This is a genomic window from Virgibacillus ndiopensis (genome assembly GCF_900187325.1).
Classification (GTDB): Bacteria; Bacillota; Bacilli; order Bacillales; family Amphibacillaceae; genus Virgibacillus_E; species Virgibacillus_E ndiopensis.
In genome coordinates, this window is the sequence record NZ_FZMZ01000005.1 from 286,475 (window position 1) to 310,416 (window position 23,942).

Annotated in this window: 28 protein-coding genes; all 28 read left to right on the forward strand. The window is 35.7% G+C overall.

Annotated elements, in window-relative coordinates; translation table 11 throughout:
- The first annotated feature begins 32 nt into the window (after positions 1–32).
- The 28 genes from sucD (at position 33) to fliP (ending at position 23,930) form a co-directional block, all read left to right on the forward strand.
- Positions 33–935, forward strand: coding sequence for a succinate--CoA ligase subunit alpha (sucD, locus tag CS937_RS08710; RefSeq protein WP_099158083.1), 903 nt, complete (start codon positions 33–35; stop codon positions 933–935).
- Between the two features lie 92 nt (positions 936–1,027).
- Entirely contained in the window at positions 1,028–1,927 is a 900-nt protein-coding gene (gene dprA / locus CS937_RS08715) for a DNA-processing protein DprA (protein WP_099158084.1), read from the forward strand.
- 133 nt (positions 1,928–2,060) lie between these two features.
- Positions 2,061–4,139, forward strand: coding sequence for a type I DNA topoisomerase (topA, locus tag CS937_RS08720; protein WP_099158085.1), 2,079 nt, complete (start codon positions 2,061–2,063; stop codon positions 4,137–4,139).
- A 142-nt stretch (positions 4,140–4,281) separates the two neighbouring features.
- Complete coding sequence (locus CS937_RS08725) at positions 4,282–4,593, forward strand: hypothetical protein (protein ID WP_099158086.1); 312 nt, start codon at positions 4,282–4,284, stop codon at positions 4,591–4,593.
- Positions 4,594–4,852: 259 nt separating this feature from the next.
- Complete coding sequence (xerC, locus tag CS937_RS08730; RefSeq protein ID WP_099158087.1) at positions 4,853–5,794, forward strand: tyrosine recombinase XerC; 942 nt, start codon at positions 4,853–4,855, stop codon at positions 5,792–5,794.
- Entirely contained in the window at positions 5,787–6,332 is a 546-nt protein-coding gene (gene hslV, locus CS937_RS08735) for an ATP-dependent protease subunit HslV (protein ID WP_099158088.1), read from the forward strand. The genes xerC and hslV overlap by 8 nt, the downstream gene beginning before the upstream one ends.
- Before the next feature lie 18 nt (positions 6,333–6,350).
- Complete coding sequence (gene hslU / locus CS937_RS08740; protein ID WP_099158089.1) at positions 6,351–7,742, forward strand: ATP-dependent protease ATPase subunit HslU; 1,392 nt, start codon at positions 6,351–6,353, stop codon at positions 7,740–7,742.
- A gap of 27 nt (positions 7,743–7,769) precedes the next feature.
- On the forward strand, positions 7,770–8,549 hold the full coding sequence (gene codY, locus CS937_RS08745) for a GTP-sensing pleiotropic transcriptional regulator CodY (protein WP_099158090.1): 780 nt from the start codon (positions 7,770–7,772) through the stop codon (positions 8,547–8,549).
- Positions 8,550–8,865: 316 nt separating this feature from the next.
- Positions 8,866–9,264: a flagellar basal body rod protein FlgB gene (gene flgB, locus CS937_RS08750; RefSeq protein WP_099158091.1), complete on the forward strand. Its 399-nt coding sequence runs from the start codon at positions 8,866–8,868 to the stop codon at positions 9,262–9,264.
- Positions 9,265–9,266: 2 nt separating this feature from the next.
- Positions 9,267–9,722, forward strand: a complete 456-nt coding sequence (gene flgC, locus CS937_RS08755) for a flagellar basal body rod protein FlgC (RefSeq protein WP_099158092.1) — start codon at positions 9,267–9,269, stop codon at positions 9,720–9,722.
- Between the two features lie 15 nt (positions 9,723–9,737).
- Positions 9,738–10,043, forward strand: coding sequence for a flagellar hook-basal body complex protein FliE (gene fliE, locus CS937_RS08760; protein WP_099158093.1), 306 nt, complete (start codon positions 9,738–9,740; stop codon positions 10,041–10,043).
- 135 nt (positions 10,044–10,178) lie between these two features.
- Positions 10,179–11,780, forward strand: a complete 1,602-nt coding sequence (fliF, locus tag CS937_RS08765; protein ID WP_099158094.1) for a flagellar basal-body MS-ring/collar protein FliF — start codon at positions 10,179–10,181, stop codon at positions 11,778–11,780.
- A gap of 11 nt (positions 11,781–11,791) precedes the next feature.
- A complete protein-coding gene (gene fliG / locus CS937_RS08770) occupies positions 11,792–12,802 on the forward strand; it encodes a flagellar motor switch protein FliG (RefSeq protein WP_099158095.1) in 1,011 nt (336 codons plus the stop codon).
- Entirely contained in the window at positions 12,795–13,553 is a 759-nt protein-coding gene (fliH, locus tag CS937_RS08775) for a flagellar assembly protein FliH (RefSeq protein ID WP_099158096.1), read from the forward strand. The genes fliG and fliH overlap by 8 nt, the downstream gene beginning before the upstream one ends.
- A gap of 3 nt (positions 13,554–13,556) precedes the next feature.
- Positions 13,557–14,876, forward strand: coding sequence for a flagellar protein export ATPase FliI (gene fliI / locus CS937_RS08780; RefSeq protein WP_099158097.1), 1,320 nt, complete (start codon positions 13,557–13,559; stop codon positions 14,874–14,876).
- Entirely contained in the window at positions 14,876–15,322 is a 447-nt protein-coding gene (fliJ, locus tag CS937_RS08785; protein ID WP_099158098.1) for a flagellar export protein FliJ, read from the forward strand. Before fliI ends, fliJ begins: the two co-directional genes overlap by 1 nt.
- A 5-nt stretch (positions 15,323–15,327) precedes the next feature.
- Complete coding sequence (locus tag CS937_RS08790) at positions 15,328–15,936, forward strand: MotE family protein (protein ID WP_099158099.1); 609 nt, start codon at positions 15,328–15,330, stop codon at positions 15,934–15,936.
- Positions 15,937–15,967: 31 nt separating this feature from the next.
- Positions 15,968–17,254: a flagellar hook-length control protein FliK gene (locus tag CS937_RS08795; RefSeq protein WP_099158100.1), complete on the forward strand. Its 1,287-nt coding sequence runs from the start codon at positions 15,968–15,970 to the stop codon at positions 17,252–17,254.
- A 9-nt stretch (positions 17,255–17,263) separates the two neighbouring features.
- A complete protein-coding gene (flgD, locus tag CS937_RS08800) occupies positions 17,264–17,764 on the forward strand; it encodes a flagellar hook assembly protein FlgD (RefSeq protein WP_099158844.1) in 501 nt (166 codons plus the stop codon).
- 4 nt (positions 17,765–17,768) lie between these two features.
- Entirely contained in the window at positions 17,769–18,143 is a 375-nt protein-coding gene (locus CS937_RS08805; RefSeq protein WP_099158101.1) for a TIGR02530 family flagellar biosynthesis protein, read from the forward strand.
- An 83-nt stretch (positions 18,144–18,226) separates the two neighbouring features.
- Positions 18,227–19,330: a flagellar hook-basal body complex protein gene (locus tag CS937_RS08810; protein ID WP_099158102.1), complete on the forward strand. Its 1,104-nt coding sequence runs from the start codon at positions 18,227–18,229 to the stop codon at positions 19,328–19,330.
- Between the two features lie 47 nt (positions 19,331–19,377).
- On the forward strand, positions 19,378–19,596 hold the full coding sequence (locus CS937_RS08815) for a flagellar FlbD family protein (RefSeq protein ID WP_099158103.1): 219 nt from the start codon (positions 19,378–19,380) through the stop codon (positions 19,594–19,596).
- Positions 19,589–20,011 (forward strand): flagellar basal body-associated protein FliL, encoded by a 423-nt coding sequence (fliL, locus tag CS937_RS08820; protein ID WP_099158104.1) that lies wholly within the window; start codon positions 19,589–19,591, stop codon positions 20,009–20,011. Before CS937_RS08815 ends, fliL begins: the two co-directional genes overlap by 8 nt.
- Positions 20,012–20,051: 40 nt before the next feature.
- Positions 20,052–21,050 (forward strand): flagellar motor switch protein FliM, encoded by a 999-nt coding sequence (gene fliM, locus CS937_RS08825; protein WP_099158105.1) that lies wholly within the window; start codon positions 20,052–20,054, stop codon positions 21,048–21,050.
- Entirely contained in the window at positions 21,040–22,209 is a 1,170-nt protein-coding gene (gene fliY / locus CS937_RS08830; protein ID WP_099158106.1) for a flagellar motor switch phosphatase FliY, read from the forward strand. The genes fliM and fliY overlap by 11 nt, the downstream gene beginning before the upstream one ends.
- Positions 22,210–22,230: 21 nt before the next feature.
- Positions 22,231–22,593: a response regulator gene (locus CS937_RS08835; protein ID WP_099158107.1), complete on the forward strand. Its 363-nt coding sequence runs from the start codon at positions 22,231–22,233 to the stop codon at positions 22,591–22,593.
- Between the two features lie 16 nt (positions 22,594–22,609).
- Positions 22,610–23,272 carry a flagellar biosynthetic protein FliO gene (locus CS937_RS08840; protein WP_099158108.1) on the forward strand — a complete coding sequence of 221 codons (663 nt, stop codon included), beginning with the start codon at positions 22,610–22,612 and terminating at the stop codon, positions 23,270–23,272.
- Positions 23,265–23,930 (forward strand): flagellar type III secretion system pore protein FliP, encoded by a 666-nt coding sequence (gene fliP, locus CS937_RS08845; protein WP_099158109.1) that lies wholly within the window; start codon positions 23,265–23,267, stop codon positions 23,928–23,930. The genes CS937_RS08840 and fliP overlap by 8 nt, the downstream gene beginning before the upstream one ends.
- Positions 23,931–23,942: the final 12 nt, after the last annotated feature.

Here is a 23,942-nt window from a genome sequence, read left to right on the forward strand (position 1 = left end):
GGACAAAGAATGCGTAGAAAGGACGGACGAAAATGAGTGTATATGTTAATAAAGATACAAAAGTAATTGTCCAAGGAATAACTGGCGGCACAGCTAGATTTCATACAAAACAAATGCTTGAATATGGTACAAAAATCGTTGGTGGTGTTACACCGAAAAAAGGCGGTACAGAGGTTGAAGGTGTACCTGTTTTTAACACGGTAAAAGAAGCTGTAGACAAAACAGGAGCAACTGCTTCAGTAATCTACGTTCCAGCTCCATTTGCTGCAGACGCAATTTTAGAAGCTGTTGATGCAGAATTAGATCTTGCTATTTGTATTACAGAACATATTCCAGTTATGGATATGGTTAAAGTTAAACGTTATATGGAAGGCAAGAAAACCCGTCTAGTAGGACCGAACTGCCCAGGAGTTATTACACCTGATGAATGTAAAATTGGTATAATGCCTGGTTATATCCATAAAAAAGGCCATATTGGCGTAGTTTCCCGTTCAGGAACACTAACATATGAAGCAGTACATCAATTATCTGAAGCTGGTTATGGTCAAACAACTGCTGTAGGTATTGGTGGAGACCCGGTTAACGGAACTGACTTCATTGATGTATTATCAGCATTTAATGAAGATCCAGAAACAGAAGCAGTTATTATGATTGGTGAAATCGGTGGTACTGCTGAAGAAGAAGCAGCTGAATGGGTGAAAGCAAACATGAAAAAACCTGTTGTTGGCTTCATTGGCGGCGCAACTGCTCCTCCAGGAAAACGCATGGGTCATGCTGGTGCAATCATTTCTGGTGGTAAAGGAACAGCAGACGAAAAAATCCGCGTTATGAACGAATGTGGAATTAAAGTCGCTGAAACTCCAGCAGTAATGGGAGAAACAATGATCAGTGTATTAAAAGAAAATAATTTAGATGTAAAATGTAAAACGCATTAATCTATGAAGTTGCATAGCAGGGTGGGGCCAGTCCCCACTCTATGCAACTTATTAAAATAAGTACAAAAATAGACTCTAGAGGATGTGATTTATTGAAATCTATACGAAAAAAGTTAATTTGTTTACATCGTTGCCAAGGAATAACAAGACGCACCGTTGCTAAAATGCTTCATTATGATCCTTCATTAAAAAACCTCTACAATTTATCGTCTTCACAACTGAGCAAGCACTTTTCCATACCTCAAAAAAATGCACAACAACTATACACCGATCTCCATAATCAACAATTTTATGACAAAATAAAGCAAGATTTAGCTCAATACACTGTTTTAACCATAGTTGACGAAAACTACCCTCCTGTGTTAAAAACTATAAAAGACCCTCCGTTAGTGCTTTATGCATTTGGTGATACAAGTTTATTACATCATAGACCCGCTCTAAGTGTGATTGGAACACGTGCACCTTCACAGAACGCCTTTGCAAAAATGGATTGTATATTAAAAACATTAATTCAGGAAAAATGGCTAATTGTCAGTGGTATGGCTCAGGGAATAGATAGTTATGCACATCAATTGGCTTTACAATATTTCGGTAAAACGATAGCTGTTCTTGGTGGTGGCTTTGACCACATATATCCAAAGCAAAATACAGCACTATTTCATCAAATTGTCTCTAAAGGATTAATTTTATCTGAATACACACCAAGTACACCTCCAAAACGATTTCATTTCCCTGAAAGAAATCGAATTATAAGCGGACTTAGTTTTGGTACGTTAGTGATTGAAGCAACAGAGCGCAGCGGAACATTGATTACTGTTGATCAAGCATTAGATCAAGGAAGAGAAGTATATGCAGTACCTGATTCCCCTCTCCTACCGCAAACAAAGGGGTGTCATCGTATGATCCAAGATGGGGCAAAGCTGGTTCATGATGCAAGTGATATTGTTGAAGATTGGGAATATCTCAAGCGTTTTACTGCGATTTCTACATAAAAAAATAAGAAAACGCTTACGATTAATATAAAAAATAATCATACTAAGTTTGACAAATCCATACGATATATTTAATATTAGTGAAGATTTCCAATTGTAATTATGGTAACCTCATTTTGGGAGGAAAGAATATATGTCAGATTATCTTGTTATCGTTGAGTCGCCTGCTAAAGCGAAGACGATTGAACGATATTTAGGAAAAAAATATAAAGTTAAAGCTTCGATGGGTCATGTTCGGGATTTACCGAAGAGTCAAATGGGAGTGGATACTGAGAACGATTATAAACCAAAGTATATAACGATTCGTGGTAAAGGTGATGTACTTAAAGAACTGAAATCAGCTGCTAAAAAAGCGAAAAAAGTATATCTTGCAGCCGACCCCGATAGAGAGGGAGAGGCAATAGCTTGGCATTTAGCTCATAGTTTAAACATTGATGAGAACTCACAATGTCGTGTTGTATTTAATGAGATTACCAAAGACGCTATTAAAGAGTCATTTAAACATCCGCGTTCAATCGATACAGATTTAGTCGCTGCACAACAAGCACGTAGGATTCTTGATCGCTTAGTAGGCTATAATATTAGTCCGTTATTATGGAAAAAAGTAAAAAAAGGTTTAAGTGCTGGGCGTGTACAATCGGTTGCTGTAAAAATGATTATCGACCGTGAAAAAGAAATTAATAAATTCGAACCAGAAGAGTACTGGTCGATTGAAGCTAATTTCCTTAAAGATAAAGAAACCTTTGAGGGTTCGTTTTATGGAATAGATAATAAAAAGCAAGAACTAAAAAACGAAAACGATGTAACAGAAATTCAAAAGAAATTAGAAGGTAAATCATTTACCGTTGATAAAGTAAATAAACGAGAACGTAAACGAAATCCTGCTGTTCCTTTTACAACATCATCATTACAACAAGAGGCAGCAAGAAAATTAAACTTCCGAGCCAAGAAAACCATGATGGTAGCGCAACAATTATATGAAGGTATCGATCTTGGAAAAAAAGCAGGTGGAATTACAGGTTTAATTACCTATATGCGTACAGATTCCACACGGATTTCACAAACTGCGAAGGAAGAAGCAAAAGGGTACATTGAAGAAAATCATGGCAAGGATTATGTAGGTCAAACGAAAAAAACAAAGAATAAAGAGGGTGCACAAGATGCCCATGAAGCTATAAGACCTACATCTGTTATTCGTGAACCGAAATCATTAAAAGCAATTTTATCACGAGATCAGCTTCGTCTTTACAAATTAATATGGGAACGGTTTTTAGCTAGCCAGATGGCACCAGCTGTGATGGATACAATGACTGTTCACCTTTTAAATAATGGTGTTGAATTTCGTGCAACAGGCTCTAAAGTTAAATTTAAAGGGTTTATGAAAGTATATGTTGAAGGAAATGACGATAATAAAAAAGAAGAAAATAAATTTTTGCCCGATTTACAAGAAGGCATGAAAGTTGAAGCGCAGGATATCATACCGAATCAACACTTCACCCAGCCGCCACCAAGGTATACGGAGGCAAGACTTGTGCGAGCAATGGAAGAGCAAGGGATTGGACGTCCTTCAACCTATGCTCCTACGTTGGATACAATACAGCGTAGAGGGTATGTAAGTATTGATAATAAACGTTTTATTCCAACTGAGTTGGGGCAAATTGTTATCGAGTTACTTCAAGAGTTTTTTCCAGAGATTATTGACGTTGATTTCACGGTTAAAATGGAAGGTGACTTAGACTCCATTGAGGACGGTAAAGCAAATTGGGTGGGAATTCTAGATAGTTTTTACAAAGGATTCCATCAACGCTTGGAAGTTGCAGAAGAAGAAATGGAAAAAATTGAAATCAAAGATGAGCAAGCAGGTATCGATTGTGAAAATTGCGGTCATGAAATGGTCTATAAAATGGGACGTTATGGTAAATTTCTAGCTTGTTCCAATTTTCCAGAGTGCCGAAATACGAAACCAATTTTAAAAGAGATTGGTGTTAAATGTCCGAAATGCAAGGAAGGCAATGTAGTAGAACGAAAATCTAAAAAGAAAAGAACATTTTATGGTTGTGATCGTTTTCCTGAATGTGATTTTGTTTCATGGGATAAACCAATCTCAAGACCGTGTCCAAAATGTGAGTCATTACTTGTTGAAAAGCGAAGCAAAAAAGAAACACAAATTCAGTGTACAAATTGTGACTATAAAGAATCAACACAAAGCTAAGAAAAACTGCTCATTTCCTGAGCAGTTTTTCTTATGAAATCATTTACTTGTGACGATTTTAGCAACTTTCTTCAAGGAATAACGTGCCAAGTTTTCTTTTTTATGAAAAAGGGTATGTTTTTTGAAAAGGGAGGTAATGAGAATGCCTGATCGAAATACTTTTTATGTAACTGTTGATACCCAAGAAATTCGTGAAATGCCAATCCCTGAGAGTGGAATCGAGTATGAAATTGAAGCATCACAGGAAGAAATAAAGCAAATTCAGGTACTGTTTAGAGAAAAAAATACTAATGCTACAAACGCAGTGAAATATTTAGCGAAGCCATTTGACGAATGGGGTGCGGACGCGGAAAGAAATAAGTATGATGAACATTTGGTTACTATTTATCGGCGTTTATATGAACTAGGAACTGCAGAAACAAAAAGGAAAATTAATGAAATAGGGCTATTTTAATTTCAGAGTTAAATTGTCTATGTATAAAAAACTTTTTAGAATTGTTCAATAGCTGTTTATTGACTATTTAATTTGGACAAGATATAATAACGAATTGGTAAGTTAATTTACTTGACAGTAATAATACAAAACTAATATAAATTGGTATAGATAAAGATGCATTACGGTCAATTCAGAATTTTATTATAATTTAGTCAAGTTTATTGCTTTCCGGTTTGTAATATGATATGATTTATTCGCTGTTTTGCGGGGTGAAGTATTGAATAGTTTTCCTACTACTTGTGATGCATTTATCGAATATTTACAAATAGAAAAAAATGCGTCGCCTTATACTGTGAAGTATTATCTGAATGATCTGGAAACGTTCTTTACCTTTTTAAAACAAGAGGGAATTGTTAACTTGCAAGAGGTTGACACGAAAGTTGTACGTCTTTTTTTAACCACTCTTTATGACAAAAAATTGAGTAGACGATCTGTATCTAGAAAAATCTCTAGCTTGAGAAGTTTTTATAAATTTTTGGAACGAGAAGAAAATGTACAAATCAATCCATTTCTTCATTTAACATTACCTAAAGCTAAGAAACCGATTCCGGGATTTTTATATATGAAAGAGCTTGAGAAACTATTTGAAACTAGTGACATTACAGATCCAATCGGCCAACGAAATCAAGCAATATTAGAAACGTTATATGCAACGGGTATGCGTGTAAGTGAATGCCAGGGATTGACACTTGATTCGATAGATTTTTCAATTGGAACAATGTTTGTCAAAGGAAAAGGAAGAAAAGAACGCTATATACCTTTTGGCCGTTTTGCGGAAATCGCTCTAGAGACCTACATAAATGAAGGTAGAAATCAACTTCTTGAGAAAGCAAAAGCAACAACTAATTCTGTCTTTTTAAATGCTAGAGGCGGTCCATTAACAGCAAGAGGAATTCGACTAATTTTGAATAAAATGGTAGAACAAGCGGCATTAACAGTACGTATTCATCCTCACAAATTACGACATACATTTGCAACACATATGTTAAATGCTGGTGCAGATTTACGTACTGTTCAAGAACTTTTAGGTCATGAAAGTTTATCATCTACGCAAATTTATACACATGTGACGAAAGATCGATTACGTAGTGTGTATATGAACAGCCACCCAAGAGCAAGTGATCAAAATTCTGATCGAAGAGGTGAGGATAGTGAATAATGAGATGCATGCTACAACTATTTTTGCAATCATGCACGATGGGCAATGCGCAATGAGTGGAGATGGTCAGGTAACCTTAGGAAATGCTGTTGTAATGAAACATAAAGCTCGTAAGGTACGTACATTATTTAATGGGCAGGTTTTAGCCGGATTTGCTGGATCAGTTGCAGACGCTTTTACCTTGTTTGAAAAATTTGAGGCAAAGCTTGAGGCATTCGAGGGGAACCTTGCACGAGCTTCTGTTGAGCTTGCCAAGGAATGGCGAAGTGATAAGGTTCTTAGAAAATTAGAAGCAATGTTAATTGTGATGAATAAACACGGCATGTTTCTAGTTTCAGGAACCGGCGAAGTAATTGAACCGGATGATGGCATTTTAGCTATTGGATCAGGTGGAAATTATGCTTTGAGTGCAGGTCGAGCTTTGAAACGGTATAGTGCAAGTTTATCAGCTAAAGAAATCGCGCAGGCAGCCTTAGAAATAGCTGGAGAAATATGTGTTTATACTAACGACCATATTACATTGGAAGTGCTTGACTAAAAGGAGGGCATTTAACTTATGGGAATTGATTTTACTCCAAAGCAAATCGTGGATCAATTGGATCAATACATCATTGGTCAGCATCAGGCAAAAAAGTCAGTTGCTGTTGCATTAAGAAATCGCTATCGACGAATGCAGTTAGATGACTCAATTAAAGATGAGATAGTTCCGAAAAACATTCTTATGATTGGACCAACTGGTGTAGGGAAAACAGAGATTGCAAGGCGCTTAGCGAAACTTGTTGGAGCTCCATTTATCAAAGTTGAGGCAACTAAGTTTACCGAAGTCGGTTACGTGGGGCGAGATGTTGAGTCGATGGTTCGTGATTTAGTTGAGATGTCCATGCGAATGGTAAAAGAGGAAAAAATGGCTGAGGTTAAGGGTAAGGCTGAAATGGAAGCCAACAAGGTGCTTGTACAATTGTTGGTTCCACAAGCTAAAAAGCAAACTAACATCAAGAATCCATTTGAAATGCTTTTTGCGGGACAGTCTGAGGACGATGATGACGCCGATCAGGACAAATCTGACGAAATCAAGAACAAACGGAAGCGTATCGAACATCAGTTAGCTTTAGGTGAATTAGAAGATCATATGGTTACTGTAGAAATAGAAGAACTCCCTCCTTCTATGTTTGATATGCTTCAAGGATCTGGGATGGAACAAATGGGTATGAATATGCAAGATGCTTTAGGGCAATTCATGCCGAAGAAAAAGAAAAAACGTAAGCTTCCCGTTTCAGAGGCACGCAAGGTGTTAACACAACAGGAAGCACAAAAGCTTGTAGATATGGAAGAGGCAGCACAAGAAGCTATCCAACTGGCTGAGCAATCCGGAATATTATTCATTGATGAAATTGACAAAGTTGCTGGAAAAGGTGACAACAATGCAAATGTCTCAAGAGAAGGTGTACAACGTGATATTTTACCTATCGTAGAGGGATCTACAGTTGTTACCAAACACGGACCAGTTAAGACAGATCACATGCTCTTTATTGCTGCAGGTGCATTCCATATGGCAAAACCATCGGATTTAATACCGGAGCTTCAAGGTAGATTTCCGATTCGTGTAGAACTTGAGAAGTTATCTGTCGAAGACTTTAGACGTATTTTAAAAGAACCGTCAAACGCGTTACTTAAACAATATCAAGCAATGTTAAAAACAGAAGGTATAAATGTTGTTTTTACAGACAAAGCTGAGATTAGACTGGCAGAAATTGCATATCAGGTGAATCAAGACACAGATAATATTGGAGCGCGTCGTCTTCACACGATTTTAGAAAAGCTTCTTGAGGATTTATCTTTTGAAGCACCTGACATTACAATGGAGACAATTGAAATTACTCCAGAATATGTTGATAAAAAGTTAAGTACTATTGTAAAAAATAAAGATTTAAGTCAATTTATACTATAGTTTTAAATAATGAAATGGAGGATTAACATGGAACTTTTAAATCGCGCAAGAAAAATTAATGCAATGTTACAGAAAGCAACAGGAAAATCGGTGAATTTCAACGAGATGTCAGCATCACTTAGGGATGTTATCAAAGGTAATATTTTTATTTTAAGTAGAAGAGGAAAGTTATTAGGATTTGCTATTAACCAGGAAATCGAAAATGAGCGTATGAAATCAATGCTTGAAGATAGACAATTCCCTGAAGAATATACACAAGGTCTTTTCTCTATCCATGAAACAACAGCTAACTTGGATATTGATAGTCCGTTTACTGCATTCCCAGTAGAAAATCGTGAACTTTTTCAAAACGGATTAACAACAATTGTTCCTATTATTGGTGGGGGAGAACGTCTTGGTACATTAATTTTAAGCAGATTGACAGAGAGCTTTAATGAAGATGACCTTTTACTCGCTGAGTATGGTGCGACTGTTGTAGGAATGGAAATTCTACATGAAAAAACAGAAGAAATTGAAATGGAAGCTAGAAGTAAAGCAGTTGTACAAATGGCTATCAGTTCATTATCTTACAGTGAATTAGAAGCAATTGACCATATCTTTGAAGAGTTAAATGGTAATGAAGGTCTTTTAGTGGCAAGCAAAATTGCCGATAGAGTAGGAATAACAAGATCAGTAATCGTTAACGCATTAAGAAAATTAGAAAGCGCCGGTGTTATTGAATCACGCTCACTAGGAATGAAAGGAACTTACATCAAAGTTCTAAATAATAAATTCTTAGTAGAACTAGAAAAATTGCGTTCAAGATAATAACATGACTACAAAATAAAGGCCCAATAAAAAAGCTAGGATTTCTAGCTTTTTTATTGGGCCTATTTTATGAAATTAATCTAATAGGTATACTTTAAACATGGTTAATTACCTATTAATTTTACAATATACGCGGATATTTTACATTAATTGGAATAAATATAGGACTTTAGCACTGATTAATAATAACTATTTTAGTTTCCCAAGTCGCAATATGTCGAAATAAGATAGACATTATCAATATGATAAATTACAATATTCGTATGAGTTATTTATTTTATGTCCGTTACTTTATAGTTATTAAGGAGGAGTTGTGATGGATTTATTTGGTGGCACATTCCAAACACTAGAAAAATCATTAGATTATGCTACTGCTAAAAATCGTACGATATCAAATAATATTGCGAATGTCGATACACCTAACTATAAAGCGAAAGATGTCGTTTTTAAAAATGTGTTAAACGATGCAATATCAAGTTCAATTGAAGCGAAACGAACAAACACCAAACACATTGCATTCGATAATGAATCAATGCAGCATTCCTATCGAATTATTTCTAAGAATAACACGATGTATAACCATAATGGTAATAACGTTGATGTCGATAAAGAAATGTCTGAATTAGCAAAAAATCAAATATATTACCAAGGCTTAGTCGATCGTATTAATGGTAAATTTAGCAGCTTGCAAACGGTTATTAGAGGAGGAAGATAATAATGTCAATTTTTAATGCATTAAACACAAGTGCAAGTGCATTAACAGCACAAAGACTTCGAATGGATGTTATTTCTTCAAACATTGCCAATGCACAGACAACACGAGCTACAATAAATGAGAATGGAGAATTTGAACCATATCGGAGGAAAATGGTAGTTGTGGAGCCAAAAGATAATAGTTTCCGTTCATATTTACAAAAGGCTACCAATACATCATCGAATCCAGGTTCTGGTGTGAAAGTCACGGAAATAATTGAGGATGATGACCCATTTAAACTTGTGTATAATCCGAATCACCCAGATGCGAATGAGGACGGCTATGTACAATTACCTAATGTTGATCCGTTGAAAGAAATGGTTGACTTAATGAGTGCAACAAGATCTTACGAAGCCAATATAACATCTGTAAATGCAACTAAAAGCATGTTACTTAAAGCACTAGAAATCGGAAAGTAGTAAGGAGAATTTTTAATGAATAACAGCATAAACGGTATCTCACATAGTATATTACCTAATTCTGTAAATGAAAAATCTGCAATTTCTCCAGGAAAAGCACAAGCAGATTTTGCTGACATGTTAAAGTCAGCTATTGATAATGTAAATAATTCACAGGTAGCTTCAGATAAAAAAACGGAACTTCTTGCAAAAGGTCAAATTGACGACTTACATGATGTGATGATTACTGCGCAAAAGGCAAGTATTACATTAGAAACTTCTGTTCAAATTCAGCGTAAAGTAATTGATGCCTATAATGAAATTATGCGTATGCAGGTATAGGCTGTTTAGATAATCTATTAATTGTTATTAAAGCGTCTAACAATTACAGATCTTAAAATGTACTACTAGAAATAGAAAGTTATTCGTTTTTAATAGATGTGTCTAAATAAATATAGGAATTTGGCGGGGGAATATATGAAAGAAAAAATTTTACAATTCAAAGAATCAGCTAAAACTTTTTGGACCAATCGCTCGAAAAGCCAAAAAGGGATTTTCTTAGGTTCCATTGCCATAGTTGTTGCTTTGATTATAGGTATTACATTTTTTACTACAAATTCAAGTTTTGTACCATTATATAACAATTTATCGTTACAAGAAGTTGGTCAAATAAAAACAGAGTTGGATACCAGAGGGGTTCCATATGAATTACAGGATGGCGGTACTACTATTACGGTGCCTGAAGAACAAGTAGACACGTTATTGGTAGACCTTGCTGGGCAGGGTATTCCGAATAGTGGTAATATCGACTATTCCTTTTTTAGTGAGAATGCTTCATGGGGAATTACTGATAATGAATTCAGTATGATCAAATTGGATGCCATGCAAACGGAGCTTGCGAACTTAATAAAAGGTGTACAAGGTATCGAGAACGCAAAAGTAATGATAAATATGCCCAAAGATCCTGTCTTTGTGAGTGATGCCAAACAACCAGGAAGTGCTTCTATTGTAATTAATACACAGCCAGGATATGAATTTCAGGGGAATCAAATAGATTCATTGTATCATTTAGTATCGAAAGCAGTTCCGAATTTACCACCTGAAAATATTGTTATCATGAATCAGTATTTTGAGTACTTTGATCGTAACTCAGAGAACACCAATAGTAGTAATCAAGATGCTTATACATACCAACAAACAGTAAAAAAAGATATTGAACAAGATATTAAACGTAGAGTGCAACAGATGATAGGTGCAATGGTTGGTCCAGAAAATGTTGTCGTTTCTGTAACTTCAGATATTGATTTTACGAAAGAAAACCGTACTGAAGAAATTGTTGAACCAGTTGACTTGGAAAACATGGAAGGTGTACCTGTAAGTATTGAGACAGTACATGAAACGTATTCTGGAAACCCTCCAGTTGGTGGAGTAGAAGGAACAGCTGGAGAAGATATAACAAATTATCAAGCAACAGAGACCGGTGAAAATGGTGAATATGAATTAGTAAAAGAGACCATTAATAACGAATATAATCGCATTCGTAAAGAAATTGTAGAATCTCCTTATAAAGTTCGGGATCTAGGGATTCAAGTAGCGGTAGATAGCGTAAAGGATAAAAATGGTGATGAGATTCAATACCTATCTGGAGCAGATCAGGATGCTGTAAGATCAGGAATCTCCTCGATATTAAATTCAGTTATTAGCACATCAATAGACAAAGAATATGGCGAAATTCAACCTGAAGAGAAAATATCTATCGTTTTTCAGGAATTTAGTGGAGAAACTGAATTTCCAAACACTACAACACCTGTAATACCTTTATGGATGTACATAGTAGGTGGTCTATTATTACTTGCGATTATTATTTTAGTATATCTATTAATTCGTAAACGCAAAACGGAAGAAGATGAAGAAATCGTTGAAGAAACAATATCATCTGAGACAACGGTTGAAGTACCGGAAATAGGCGAAAATCAAGATTCGGAAGCAATTTCCCGCAAAAAACAACTGGAAAAAATGGCGAAAGATAAACCAGAAGATTTTGCAAAACTACTAAGAAGTTGGATTTCGGAGGATTAGGGGGAATTAAAATGGCTAGAAAAACAAGGTTAACTGGGAAGCAAAAAGCAGCAATACTTTTAATCTCCTTGGGTCCTGATGTATCCGCACAAGTTTATAAGCATTTGTCAGAAGAAGAAATTGAAAAATTAAGCTTGGAGATTTCTTCTGTAAAGAAAGTTGAATCTGAGTTGAAGGAAGATGTACTAGAGCAATTTCACCAAATTGCTTTAGCACAGGATTACTTGGCTCAAGGTGGTATTGGTTATGCAAAAACAGTATTGGAAAAAGCCTTTGGAAAACAAGAAGCTTCCAGTATCATAAATCGGTTAACATCTTCTTTACAGGTTCGACCATTTGATTTTGCTAGAAAGGCAGATCCGCAGCAAGTATTGAATTTCATCCAGAGTGAACACCCACAGACAATAGCACTTGTGTTGTCCTATCTTGACCCTGAACAAGCGGGTCAAATTTTGTCTGCATTACCACAAGAGATGCAAGCGGACATTGCCAAACGGATTGCGATAATGGATTCTACCTCACCTGAAATTATTAGTCAGGTTGAGCAGGTGTTGGAACGTAATATTTCTTCTTCTTTAACGGAGGACTATACACAAACTGGCGGAATCCAAGCTGTCGTAGAAGTGCTAAATGGCGTTGATCGAAGTACAGAACGAACCATTTTGGACGCATTGGAAATTCAGGATCCTGAACTCGCTGATGAAATCAAAAAACGTATGTTTGTCTTTGAGGATATTGTTATTTTGGATAATCGTGCAATACAGAGGGTTATTCGAGAAGTGGAAAATGAAGATTTGCGCTTATCGCTTAAAGTTTCTAGTGAAGAAGTAAAAGATATTGTCTTTAAAAACATGTCACAACGAATGGCTGAAACATTTAAAGAAGAAATGGAGTTTATGGGGCCAGTACGTTTACGCGATGTTGAGGAGGCACAGACCAGAATTGTTGCAGTTATTCGTAGATTAGAAGAAATAGGAGAGATTGTTATCGCCCGCGGTGGAGGTGACGATATAATTGTCTAATATTTTTTCGAACAATAATCCGAGTAACATTAGAAAAAAACAGATAAAAATTAGACCAATTCAGCTTGAAAAAAAGGAAGTTGTTACGGAGAACGATTTAGAAGAAGAAAGTACTTCTATAATGGATAAGCTCAAGCTTGCACAAGAAGAACTACAACAAATTGAGCAGGAAAAGGGAAAAATGCTCGCTGATGCAAAAGCTGCGATTGATGATGAAAAGAAAAATTGGCAAGAAGAGAAACAGATGCTTACCAAGCAAGCTCATGAAGAAGGGTACAACGATGGTTATGAAGTAGGGAAACGAGAAAGTCTTGAAAACTATCAGCGATTGTTAGACAAAGCAAACGAAACCATCGATGCCGCAAGCGCTGATTATCATTCTATCCTTGAACAAAGTGATGAGAAGATTGTTGATTTGGCAGTTCATGTCGCTGAAAAGATTATAAAACAACGATTTGTTGAAGAGCCATCATCATTTTTACCAATCGTTAAAGCTGCAATAAAGGAAATTAAGGATCAATCTACAATATCTATTTATTTGCATCCAGATAATTATGAATATGTAGTTAAGCAGAAAGAAGAGCTTATTCAGCTTGTTGATAAAGAAACAAGATTAACGATATATGTAAATCGTGAAATGGAAGTTAACAGTTGTCTAATCGAGCATCCATTTGGGGAAATTGATGCAAGTGTCGACACTCAATTAAAGCAATTACGTAAAGTACTTCAAGAAATAGCGGGAGAATCGTAACGTATGAATCTAAAACATTATCATACTGCAATTGATCAAACAGATACATATAAGCGTTATGGAAAAGTATTACGAGTTGTAGGTCTAATGATTGAATCGCAAGGACCGGATGCTAATATAGGTGAGGTTTGTTATATTCATGCATCAAATAAATTAAAACAACCTGTATTGGCCGAAGTAGTTGGTTTTAATAATGAAAAAATTATTTTGATGCCTTATGCGGAGGTTAACGAAATTGGTCCTGGTTGTTTGGTCGAATCAACTGGAAGTGCTCTAACAGTGAAGATTGGCAGAGGTTTAATTGGAAAAGTAGTAGATTCCTTAGGTAAATCACTAGATAACTCCAAGCTGCCAAAAGGATTATCCAATTATTTAACAGAACAATCACCACCAAACCCATTATCTAGACCAACGATCTCTGAACCAATTCAGGTTGGTGTTAAAGCAATTGATTCCTTGCTTACTGTTGGTAAAGGACAACGAATTGGGATATTTGCAGGTAGTGGTGTTGGAAAAAGTACTTTGCTTGGAATGATTGCTCGGAATAGTGGAGCAGATATTAATGTTATTGCTTTGATAGGTGAAAGAGGCAGGGAAGTAAAAGAATTTATTGAGAAGGATCTCGGTGAAGAAGGGCTGAAGAAATCAATTGTAGTTGTTGCAACTTCTGATCAACCGGCTTTAATGCGGATTAAGGGTGCATACACTGCCACAGCAATCAGCGAGTACTTTCGCGATTTAGGTTTTCAGGTGAATTTGATGATGGACTCGGTTACAAGAGTAGCAATGGCACAACGGGAAGTCGGATTAGCAACTGGTGAACCACCAACTACGAAAGGATATACCCCATCGGTTTTTGCAACATTACCAAAATTGTTAGAACGTACAGGGACAAGTGAGAATGGAACCATTACAGCATTTTATACGGTGCTTGTTGATGGTGATGATATGAATGAACCAATTTCCGATACAGTAAGAGGGATTCTCGATGGACACTTTATATTAGACCGCAAACTAGCTGAGCAAGGCCAATTTCCAGCTATCAATATATTAAAATCGATAAGTCGTGTAATGAATCAAATTGTAGATAAAACCCATCTGGACACTGCGCAAAAAATACGTTCATTGCTTGCGAAATATGAAAATAATAGTGAATTAATTCAAATTGGCGCGTATAAACGTGGAACAGATCATGAAATTGATAAAGCTATTGCATTTAATCCAATGATAAACAACTTTTTAAAACAGGATATCTTTGAATATGTCACATTGGACGAATCAATTAACCATATGCAAAAGCTACTTAATGGAGGTGCTGGTTGATGTCTGAAACGGTTGCGTTATCGAAAATCTTGCACGTTCGTGAAAATGAAAAACTAGATGCACAAAAAGCATACCAGCAATCTATCGAATTTTTTGAGGACATAGCACTACAGTTATATAACTTACTTCGAAAAAAAGAAGTAGCTGAAGAGTCATATGAGGACTACCTGCAACGTACTACTGCAATCGATAAACTTAAAGAGCAGGCATCATACATAGAACGGCTTAATAAACAAATTATGCAGCTCCAGGAATCTGTGCAAAAAGCAAGAAGTGAAATGGAATCCAAACAGGAAGATTTAACAAATGCACATGTGGAAGTGAAAAAGTTCGAGAAAATTATTGAACACCGTCAGCAGGACCATGATGAAAAAGTAAAAAAACTAGAAAATATAACGATGGATGAACTATCAATACAGCAGTATTTAAGCCATGGATATAGGTGAGTCGAATGGTAAAACAAAACAAACAAAAAAGAGAAAAATCGAATCCAATACTTTGGTTTATTTTTGCAATTGTCATTCCAATAATTGTGGCCATTACACTTACAGTAATAATTTTCTCCGTAGCTGGAGTGAATGTTATGGATTGGGTCAAAAAAACAGGAAATGACATTCCGGTTATTTCTTCTATCGTAACTACAGATGAAGAAAAAGATATAGAACGTTCAGAAGCAAAAATGCAGGAAACGCTTAAAAATAAGGATGCAAAAATTAATAAATTAACACAAAATGTAGATGACCTTGAATCAACGATTGATCAATTGGAACAAAAAATTGCCAAGCTTGAAAATAGTAATACAGAACAGAGCACTTCTGAAGAAACATCTAGTGAAGCCGGGGATGATAACTCTAACACAAACCCTGTTAAGACGATCGCTTCATCGTACAAGGAAATGGATAGTGAACAGGCTGCTAATATCATTGCAAATTTAGAGGATAATTTGGCAATTTCAATTTTAAAAGAACTACCAAATGATGTTCGAGGAACAATATTTGATGAAATGGATCCGGAGAAGGCTGCACAATTAACACAATTATTCGTTGAAAGCGGTAATTAAATGTAACCCTATTGAAAGGAGGTGAGAATAGATGAGCGCAATTGCAATGATGAGTCAATTGGTAAAGCAGCCTGTAAATAATATGCAAAGCTCTAATAAGCAACTAGTTAATGATGATCCATCCATTTTTCAGGGATTATTGTTAGGTGAACAGCAATCTTCATTGGCAAGGGACATAAAGGACATTCCAACAAATGCGGAAGAATTGTTGACATTACTCAAAAATTCACCAGAAATTGCGGAAAAATTAGTTGATATGCTGAAGGGGTCAGCGGAATTAGAAAAATTATTTAATGGTGCAAATGCAGTGGATGAAGTGATTCGTAAGCTTGAGGAACACTTAAGCAATTTATCTGATGAAGAAGAGAGTAGCTTATTTCAAATGAACACTGCACCATTATTAGATTCTGTTCTAAAATCCGTACCAGTAGATAATACAGCGATTCAGAAACAATTTACTGAATTATTTAAGAATGTGGAGAAAGCAATATCTCAACTATCAAACCAACAAAATGTACCTAAAGCAGCAGCTTCCTTACTAAAATTATTGGAGCAATGGACAACACTAGAAAAAAGCAGTGGTAAGAATGCAATGAATGTATTAGAATTTCCCAAAAATACAGAACAAGCTAAGGTACAAGCGGTATGGCGGGAGTTAGTACAATCGTTTCAAAAGAGGAATCAACTTGTATCAAATCGGCAGTATAATACAAATGCCAAGGTAACTAGTACAGATGTAACAAAATGGGTACAAAATGCCTTACACAATCAAATCCAATTAGATAAGCCGACCGGTCAACAAGCAGTATCAGTGTCAACTATGCCAATGTCACAATTGGAGCAATATATTATTTATGCTAATCAATCACAAAGTTCTAAGCCTGTTGATCAGCAAATAATGGAACAGTTCCAAAAGGTGGTAAAGACAAGTAAATTTTTATCAGCGAACAATGGAACATCACAGTTATCCATTGCATTACGGCCAGAAAATCTAGGGGAAATGATGGTGAAATTAACCCAAGTAAACGGGGAAATGACCGTAAAAATAATGGTTACATCACATGCCGCTAAAGAAATGCTTGAGTCAAATATGCATCAACTGAAGAATATGTTTTCACCACACCAGGTAGTGATTGAGAAACAAGATATTAGTTCACAAGGTGCGCAAAACTTCCAAGGTAAACAACAGGAAGATGCATGGAATGAAAGTGATCATGGCGGTCAATCACACCATTCAAATGAGGATAATCAAAATGAACAGTCAAATGATGATGTTGAAACGCAATTTCATGAGTTACTAATGAATGAGAAAGTGTAGGTGAAAAAGGTGACTAAAATTGATCCATCGTTGTATTTAAATAATCAGTCTACAACAAGAACACCAAGTCCAGAACTTGGTAAAGACCAATTCTTAAAAATATTGATGACTCAATTGCAAAATCAAGACCCATCAAATCCGATGAAAGATCAAGAATTTATTTCTCAAATGGCGACTTTTTCATCCTTAGAACAAATGATGAATATGACAAAATCTATCGACACACTTGTGCAAAGTCAGTTAGTATCTCCGGTAATTAAATATAGTCATATGATTGGCAAAGAAGTTACTTATCAGGGGTATGACGAGGAAACAGGTGAAAAATTGGATGTGGAAACTAGCAATGTTATTGCAGTAAGCCAACAAGATGGATGGGCTATTTTAGAATTAGAGAATGGAAAAAAAATCTATGCTGATTCTATTTTACAAATCAGTGATCCGAACGCAAAAATAGATGAGACTAATGAAACAGAAAGTATTGTAGGATCTGCACCTGAAGGAAGTGAATAAATTTATGGACCATCGTATCCATCAGATACAGTCACATGCCTTGCAATTTCCGGAAGTCAAGAAGCCGGTAAATAAGCAATATCCTCAAACAAGCTTTAAAGATGTTTTATTGGATGTTCAATCGTTGAAGGTTAGTAAGCACGCTAAAGAACGATTGAATGAACGAAATATAACGATTGATGATAAAGAATGGCAAACGATTTCTGAAAAAATGGTAGAGGCACGACATAAAGGTGTGACCGATTCATTAGTAATAACGAATAAAGCTGCGTTACTTGTAAGTGCGAAAAACAATACTGTTGTTACCGCGATGAATCGTGATGAAGCATCCAGTAAAATTTTTACGAATATTAATGGCACGATAGTAATTAACGAATAGGCTGGACCCAGATTGGGAGGCCAAGAAGTTGTTGACTGATTGATACAGCTTTATAAACAAACCAATAAAGGGGAGAAATAATTATGTTACGTTCCATGTATGCTGGTATTTCGGGTATGAAAAATTTTCAAACAAAATTAGATGTTATTGGTAATAATATTGCCAACGTTAATACAGCGGGATTTAAAAAGGGTCGCGCTACATTTCAAGATATGATGAGTCAAATGACATCAGGCGCGCAAGGCGCAACAGCAACACGCGGTGGGGTAAATCCTTCACAAGTTGGTTTAGGATCGCAATTAGGATCAATTGATAATATTCATACACAGGGATTTCGCCAAACAACAAATAATCCATTAGATTTTGCTTTAGAGGGTGATGGAATGTTTGTTGTGGCAAGTGGGCTTGGAACTGGAAATTCACTTGAAGGTGCTAATGTTTCTTATACAAGGGCTGGTAATTTCTACTTAGATGAGGCAGGAAACATTGTTAATCCTCAAGGTTTATATTTAATGGGATTTGAAGCTGTTGAAACAGGACAGACAGTTTCGATTAAAAATGATGTAGATGAGAAATCCGTATTTAAATTTAATAATGATGGTACGATTACAGCTAATGGGCAAGAGATACCTAAGGGAGATATAGAAAATAATACTGATACTGAAGGAAATAAAACAACTACCGTAACATTTAATGGAAGCGAAACGACGTTTACGTTTAATTCAGAAAATAATGTAGTTAAGGCAGTGGATAATAATGGTGAAGAACTCGATACAACTGTCGAATCTTTAGTTGATTTTACTGATACTAACAGCACTTTAACAATTCCAGAATCAGCACAGAGCTTCAGTATTCAATCAAATGGTACAGTGAATTACATTGATGAAAATGGAACTATACAGGTTGCGGGAAAGATTGCTATTGCTAATTTCTCTAACCCAGCAGGACTTCAAAAGGCTGGTAGTAACCTATTCTTAAATTCTGAAAATGCTGGATACACTGGTTTAGTAGAGCCTGAAACTGACGGAACAGCATCCATCGTCAGTGGTGCGCTTGAAATGTCAAACGTTGACCTTGCTGAAGAATTCACTGAAATGATTACAGCACAGCGTGGATTCCAGGCAAATACTAGAATTATTACAACATCAGATGAGATCCTTCAAGAACTTGTAAATCTAAAACGATAAGTAAGGGGGGAGGGGATGTCGTACACTAAATACATCCCCGCCATTCTATGATTCAACTCACTAGACTAAATAACGAAACATTTACTTTAAATGCATTGATGATTGAGAAAATACAGTCCCATCCAGATACAATCATTACATTGATGAATGGGAAGACATTTGTTGTGAAGGAAACCGAAATACATGTAACAGAATTAATTACAGCCTATTATCAAAAAATTGGGTTACAAGGTTGGATAAAAGAAGCGGGTGAAGTAAATGAGTAGTAGCTTAGTAAAGACGATGGTTACTGCATTGATAACACTGCTACTAGCAGGCGTTGTGGCACTCATCGTTGTGTTGAATTTAAACGGAGATAAGAATGAAGGTAATGCGCAAACACTCGATGAAATTGTGGAACATTCCTATCAAACATCTGAACTTACAACTGACTTACAGGATGGAAGCTTCGTCCGTATCCAGTTCCAAATCATTACAGATAGTAAAGATGCTAAAGAAGAAATACAAAAAAGAGAATTTCAATTAAAAAATATTTTAATTAAAGAGTTAGCAAAAATGAATGAAGATGATTTCAAAACAGGACTTTCTGATTTAGAAGATACCGTAAAATTAAAGCTCAACGAGGTTATGACAGAAGGTACAATTACGGACGTTTATACGATAAATAAGATTTTACAATAAGAAAACAGTATCAAATACTCCGATATGGAGGTGAGGATTTTTGGTAGATGAAGTACTTTCGCAAAATGAGATAGATGCTTTATTATCTGCAATATCATCAGGCGAAATGGATGCAGATGAATTAAAGAAAGAAGAAAAAGAAAAGAAAGTTCGTGTTTACGATTTTAAAAGAGCCTTGCGTTTTTCAAAGGATCAAATTCGCAGCTTATCTAGAATACACGAAAATTATGCTAGATTACTAACAACGTTTTTCTCAGCCCAGTTACGGACATATGTCAATATCTCGGTTGCGTCTGTTGACCAAATTCCTTATGAAGAGTTTATTCGATCTGTGCCGAAAATGACTGTATTAAATATATACAGTGTTGCACCTTTAGAAGGAAGAATATTGATGGAGGTTAATCCGAACATCGCATATGGTATGTTGGACAGGGTTCTTGGAGGAAAAGGCAGTAGTGTTAACAAGGTTGATAACTTGACAGAAATAGAAACGATATTAATGTCACAGCTATTTGAAAAAGCAATAGTTAATCTGCAAGAAGCATGGTCTTCGTTAGTAGAAATCGATCCGATCTTAGAGGATTTTGAGGTTAATCCACAGTTCCTGCAAATGGTTTCTCCCAATGAAACGGTAGTTGTTGTTTCGCTAAACACGACTATTGGAGAAGCAAGCGGGATGATCAACATCTGTATTCCTCATATTGTATTGGAGCCAATAATTCCAAAATTATCTGTACATTATTGGATGCAGACGTCTACAAAAACGAGAGATCCAGAAGCATATGAAAAATTATCGAAAAATTTACAGCAAGCTAGTGTTGAGGCAGTAACATTATTAGGAGAGACTAAAATAGATATTCAGCAATTTTTAAATTTAAACCAAAATGATGTTATCGCGCTGAATCAACCAATTGATCAAGCATTAACCATGACAATTAATAAAGAACCGAAATTTTACGTTCAACCAGGTAAGCATAAAAATAGGATGTCCGTACAAGTGCTTGAGGAAATTAAGGGGGGAACCGATAATGATGAGTGATGGTATGCTTTCCCAAGACGAAATAGATGCACTATTAAAAGTAGGTGCCGATGAAGATGAAGAAATTGAAAATCCGTTAAATTCAGCCGATATGGAGGAAGACATTCAGGGTTATTTATCAAGTATTGAGGTAGATACGCTGGGTGAAATAGGAAATATATCATTTGGAAGTTCTGCAACAACATTATCAACTTTGTTAAATCAGAAAGTGGATATAACAACACCGAGAGTATCCATCATAAAAAAATCAAATATTGTAAATGAGTTTGAATTTGAGCATGTAAGTATTCAGGTCAATTACGTAGAAGGATTTAGTGGACAAAATGTACTCGTGATTAAGTCTGAAGATGCAGCAGTTATTTCAGATATCATGTTAGGTGGCGATGGTACAAAACCAACTGAAGAGTTAAACGAAATTCATTTGAGTGCTGTACAAGAAGCGATGAACCAAATGATGGGGTCTGCGGCAACAAGTATGTCTACCGTTTTTGGAAAGCGAGTTGATATATCGCCTCCTTCTATAAATCTGGTAGATACCAATAGTGATGACGATGCAAGTGTGATACAAGATGAATTAGTTTTTGTAAAAGTTTCATTTCAATTAAAGGTTGGTAATTTAATTGATTCTAATATCATGCAGTTGATTCCTATTTCGTTTGCCAAACAGTTAGTTGACCAATTATTAAATGCTTCTAATGAGAATGATTTGGACGAAGTAGCAGCTTCAATTGAACAATTAGATAAACCGGAAACAGAACCACTCGAGCAAAATACGGAACAACGTGAGAAAGTTGCACCTAGTAACCCACAATATCTTGGAGATGTGAATCATAAAAACGCAACTATCGAGCAAGCAGATTTCTCGACTTTTGACCAGGTGGAGTTAAATAAAAATGAACAACGGAATCTCGATATGCTTTTAGATATTCCGTTAAAAGTTACGGTTGAGCTTGGACGAACTAAGCGGACAATCCGTGATATATTAGATTTATCTGCGGGATCAGTTATTGAACTAGATAAACTAGCTGGGGAACCGGTTGATATTTTTGTAAATGAGAAATTAATTGCTCAAGGTGAAGTTGTTGTAATAGATGAAAACTTTGGTGTACGTGTAACAGACATAATTAGTCAATCTGCCAGGTTAATGAAACTTAAATAGAAAATCCGAGGGGGAAATAAAATGGCACACAGTATTTTAATTGTAGACGATGCAGCATTTATGCGAATGATGATAAAAGATATTTTAAGCAAAAATGGTTTTGATGTTGTAGGTGAGGCACAGGATGGTGCACAAGCAGTAGAGAAATATCAAGAGTTGAAACCAGATCTTGTAACAATGGACATTACAATGCCTGAAATGGATGGCATTACTGCTCTTAAACAAATTAAGGAATTTAATTCCGAAGCAAAAATCATTATGTGTTCTGCAATGGGACAACAAGCAATGGTTATTGATGCGATTCAAGCAGGCGCTAAAGATTTTATTGTTAAGCCGTTTCAAGCAGACCGTGTAATTGAAGCAATCCAAAAGGCTCTTGATTAAGAAACGAGTGAGTAATGTGATTAAAAAAATTGGTTTAGGCATCGGGGTATTACTGTTCATTCTCACAACAGGGTTTTATGACCAAGTTCATGCGGAAGCATTAAATGCAAAAGAGTGTATCGAAGGAAATGCAGAATGTCCAGATTTGGAAAAATCAACACCAAACGAGTTTAACGATGATGATTCTGCATCTAATTCTAAAAAAGATCAGGACAATGGTTTTTCAATATTTACAATGATAAGAATGCTTTTTTCATTATTAATTGTTCTTGGACTTATTTATGCGTTGTTAAAATTTTTAAACAAACGGAATAAAAAGTTTCAGAAAGTAACAGCACTAGAGAATTTAGGCGGTATTTCTGTTGGTCCCAATAAGTCGATACAGATTGTACGAGTGGGTAGTAAAATCTATCTAGTCGGCGTGGGTGAGAATGTAGAAATGCTACAAGAAGTGACAGACCAAGAAGTTATTAACGATTTAATAAATAATGAACCTAGTGAATTTCAGGCAGGTACATTATTTACATCTTTGTTTAAACAAAAAACAGCTACAGATGAAGCGTCCAAAAATGAGAAGAATGATTTTAAAAAAATGTTTTCAACCGAACTAGATAAACTTAAAAAGGGTAGAAAAAAAATAATTAATCAGTACACGAATAAGGAAGATAAACATGAATGATTTTGTTAATATGTTTTCTAGTTCAGATCCTTCATCTATTGCAACATCTGTAAAACTACTACTATTGCTAACAGTTTTATCGTTAGCACCTAGTATTCTCATTTTAATGACGAGCTTTACAAGAATTATTATTGTTTTATCATTTGTTAGGACATCACTTGCAACACAGCAAATGCCACCTAACCAAGTATTAATTGGTTTAGCATTGTTTTTAACATTTTTTGTTATGGCTCCTACGTTCAACCAAGTTTATGACGATGCATTACAGCCATTGTTTGATGAAGAAATTACTTTGGATGAGGCTTATGATAAAGCAAGTGCACCAATGAAAGATTTTATGGCAAAGCATACGAGACAAAAGGATTTGGCGTTATTTATGAATTATGCTGAACTTGAAAAGCCAGAAACAGTTCAGGATATACCAATGACAACATTGGTTCCGGCATTTGCCATTAGTGAATTGAAAACAGCATTCCAAATGGGCTTTATGATATTTGTCCCGTTTTTAATTATTGATATGGCTGTAGCAAGTGTCCTTATGTCAATGGGGATGATGATGTTGCCGCCAGTTATGATATCGTTACCTTTTAAAATATTATTGTTCGTTTTAGTGGATGGCTGGTATTTAATTACTCATTCCTTGTTAGAGGGATTTTAGTGAAAGGGGGCT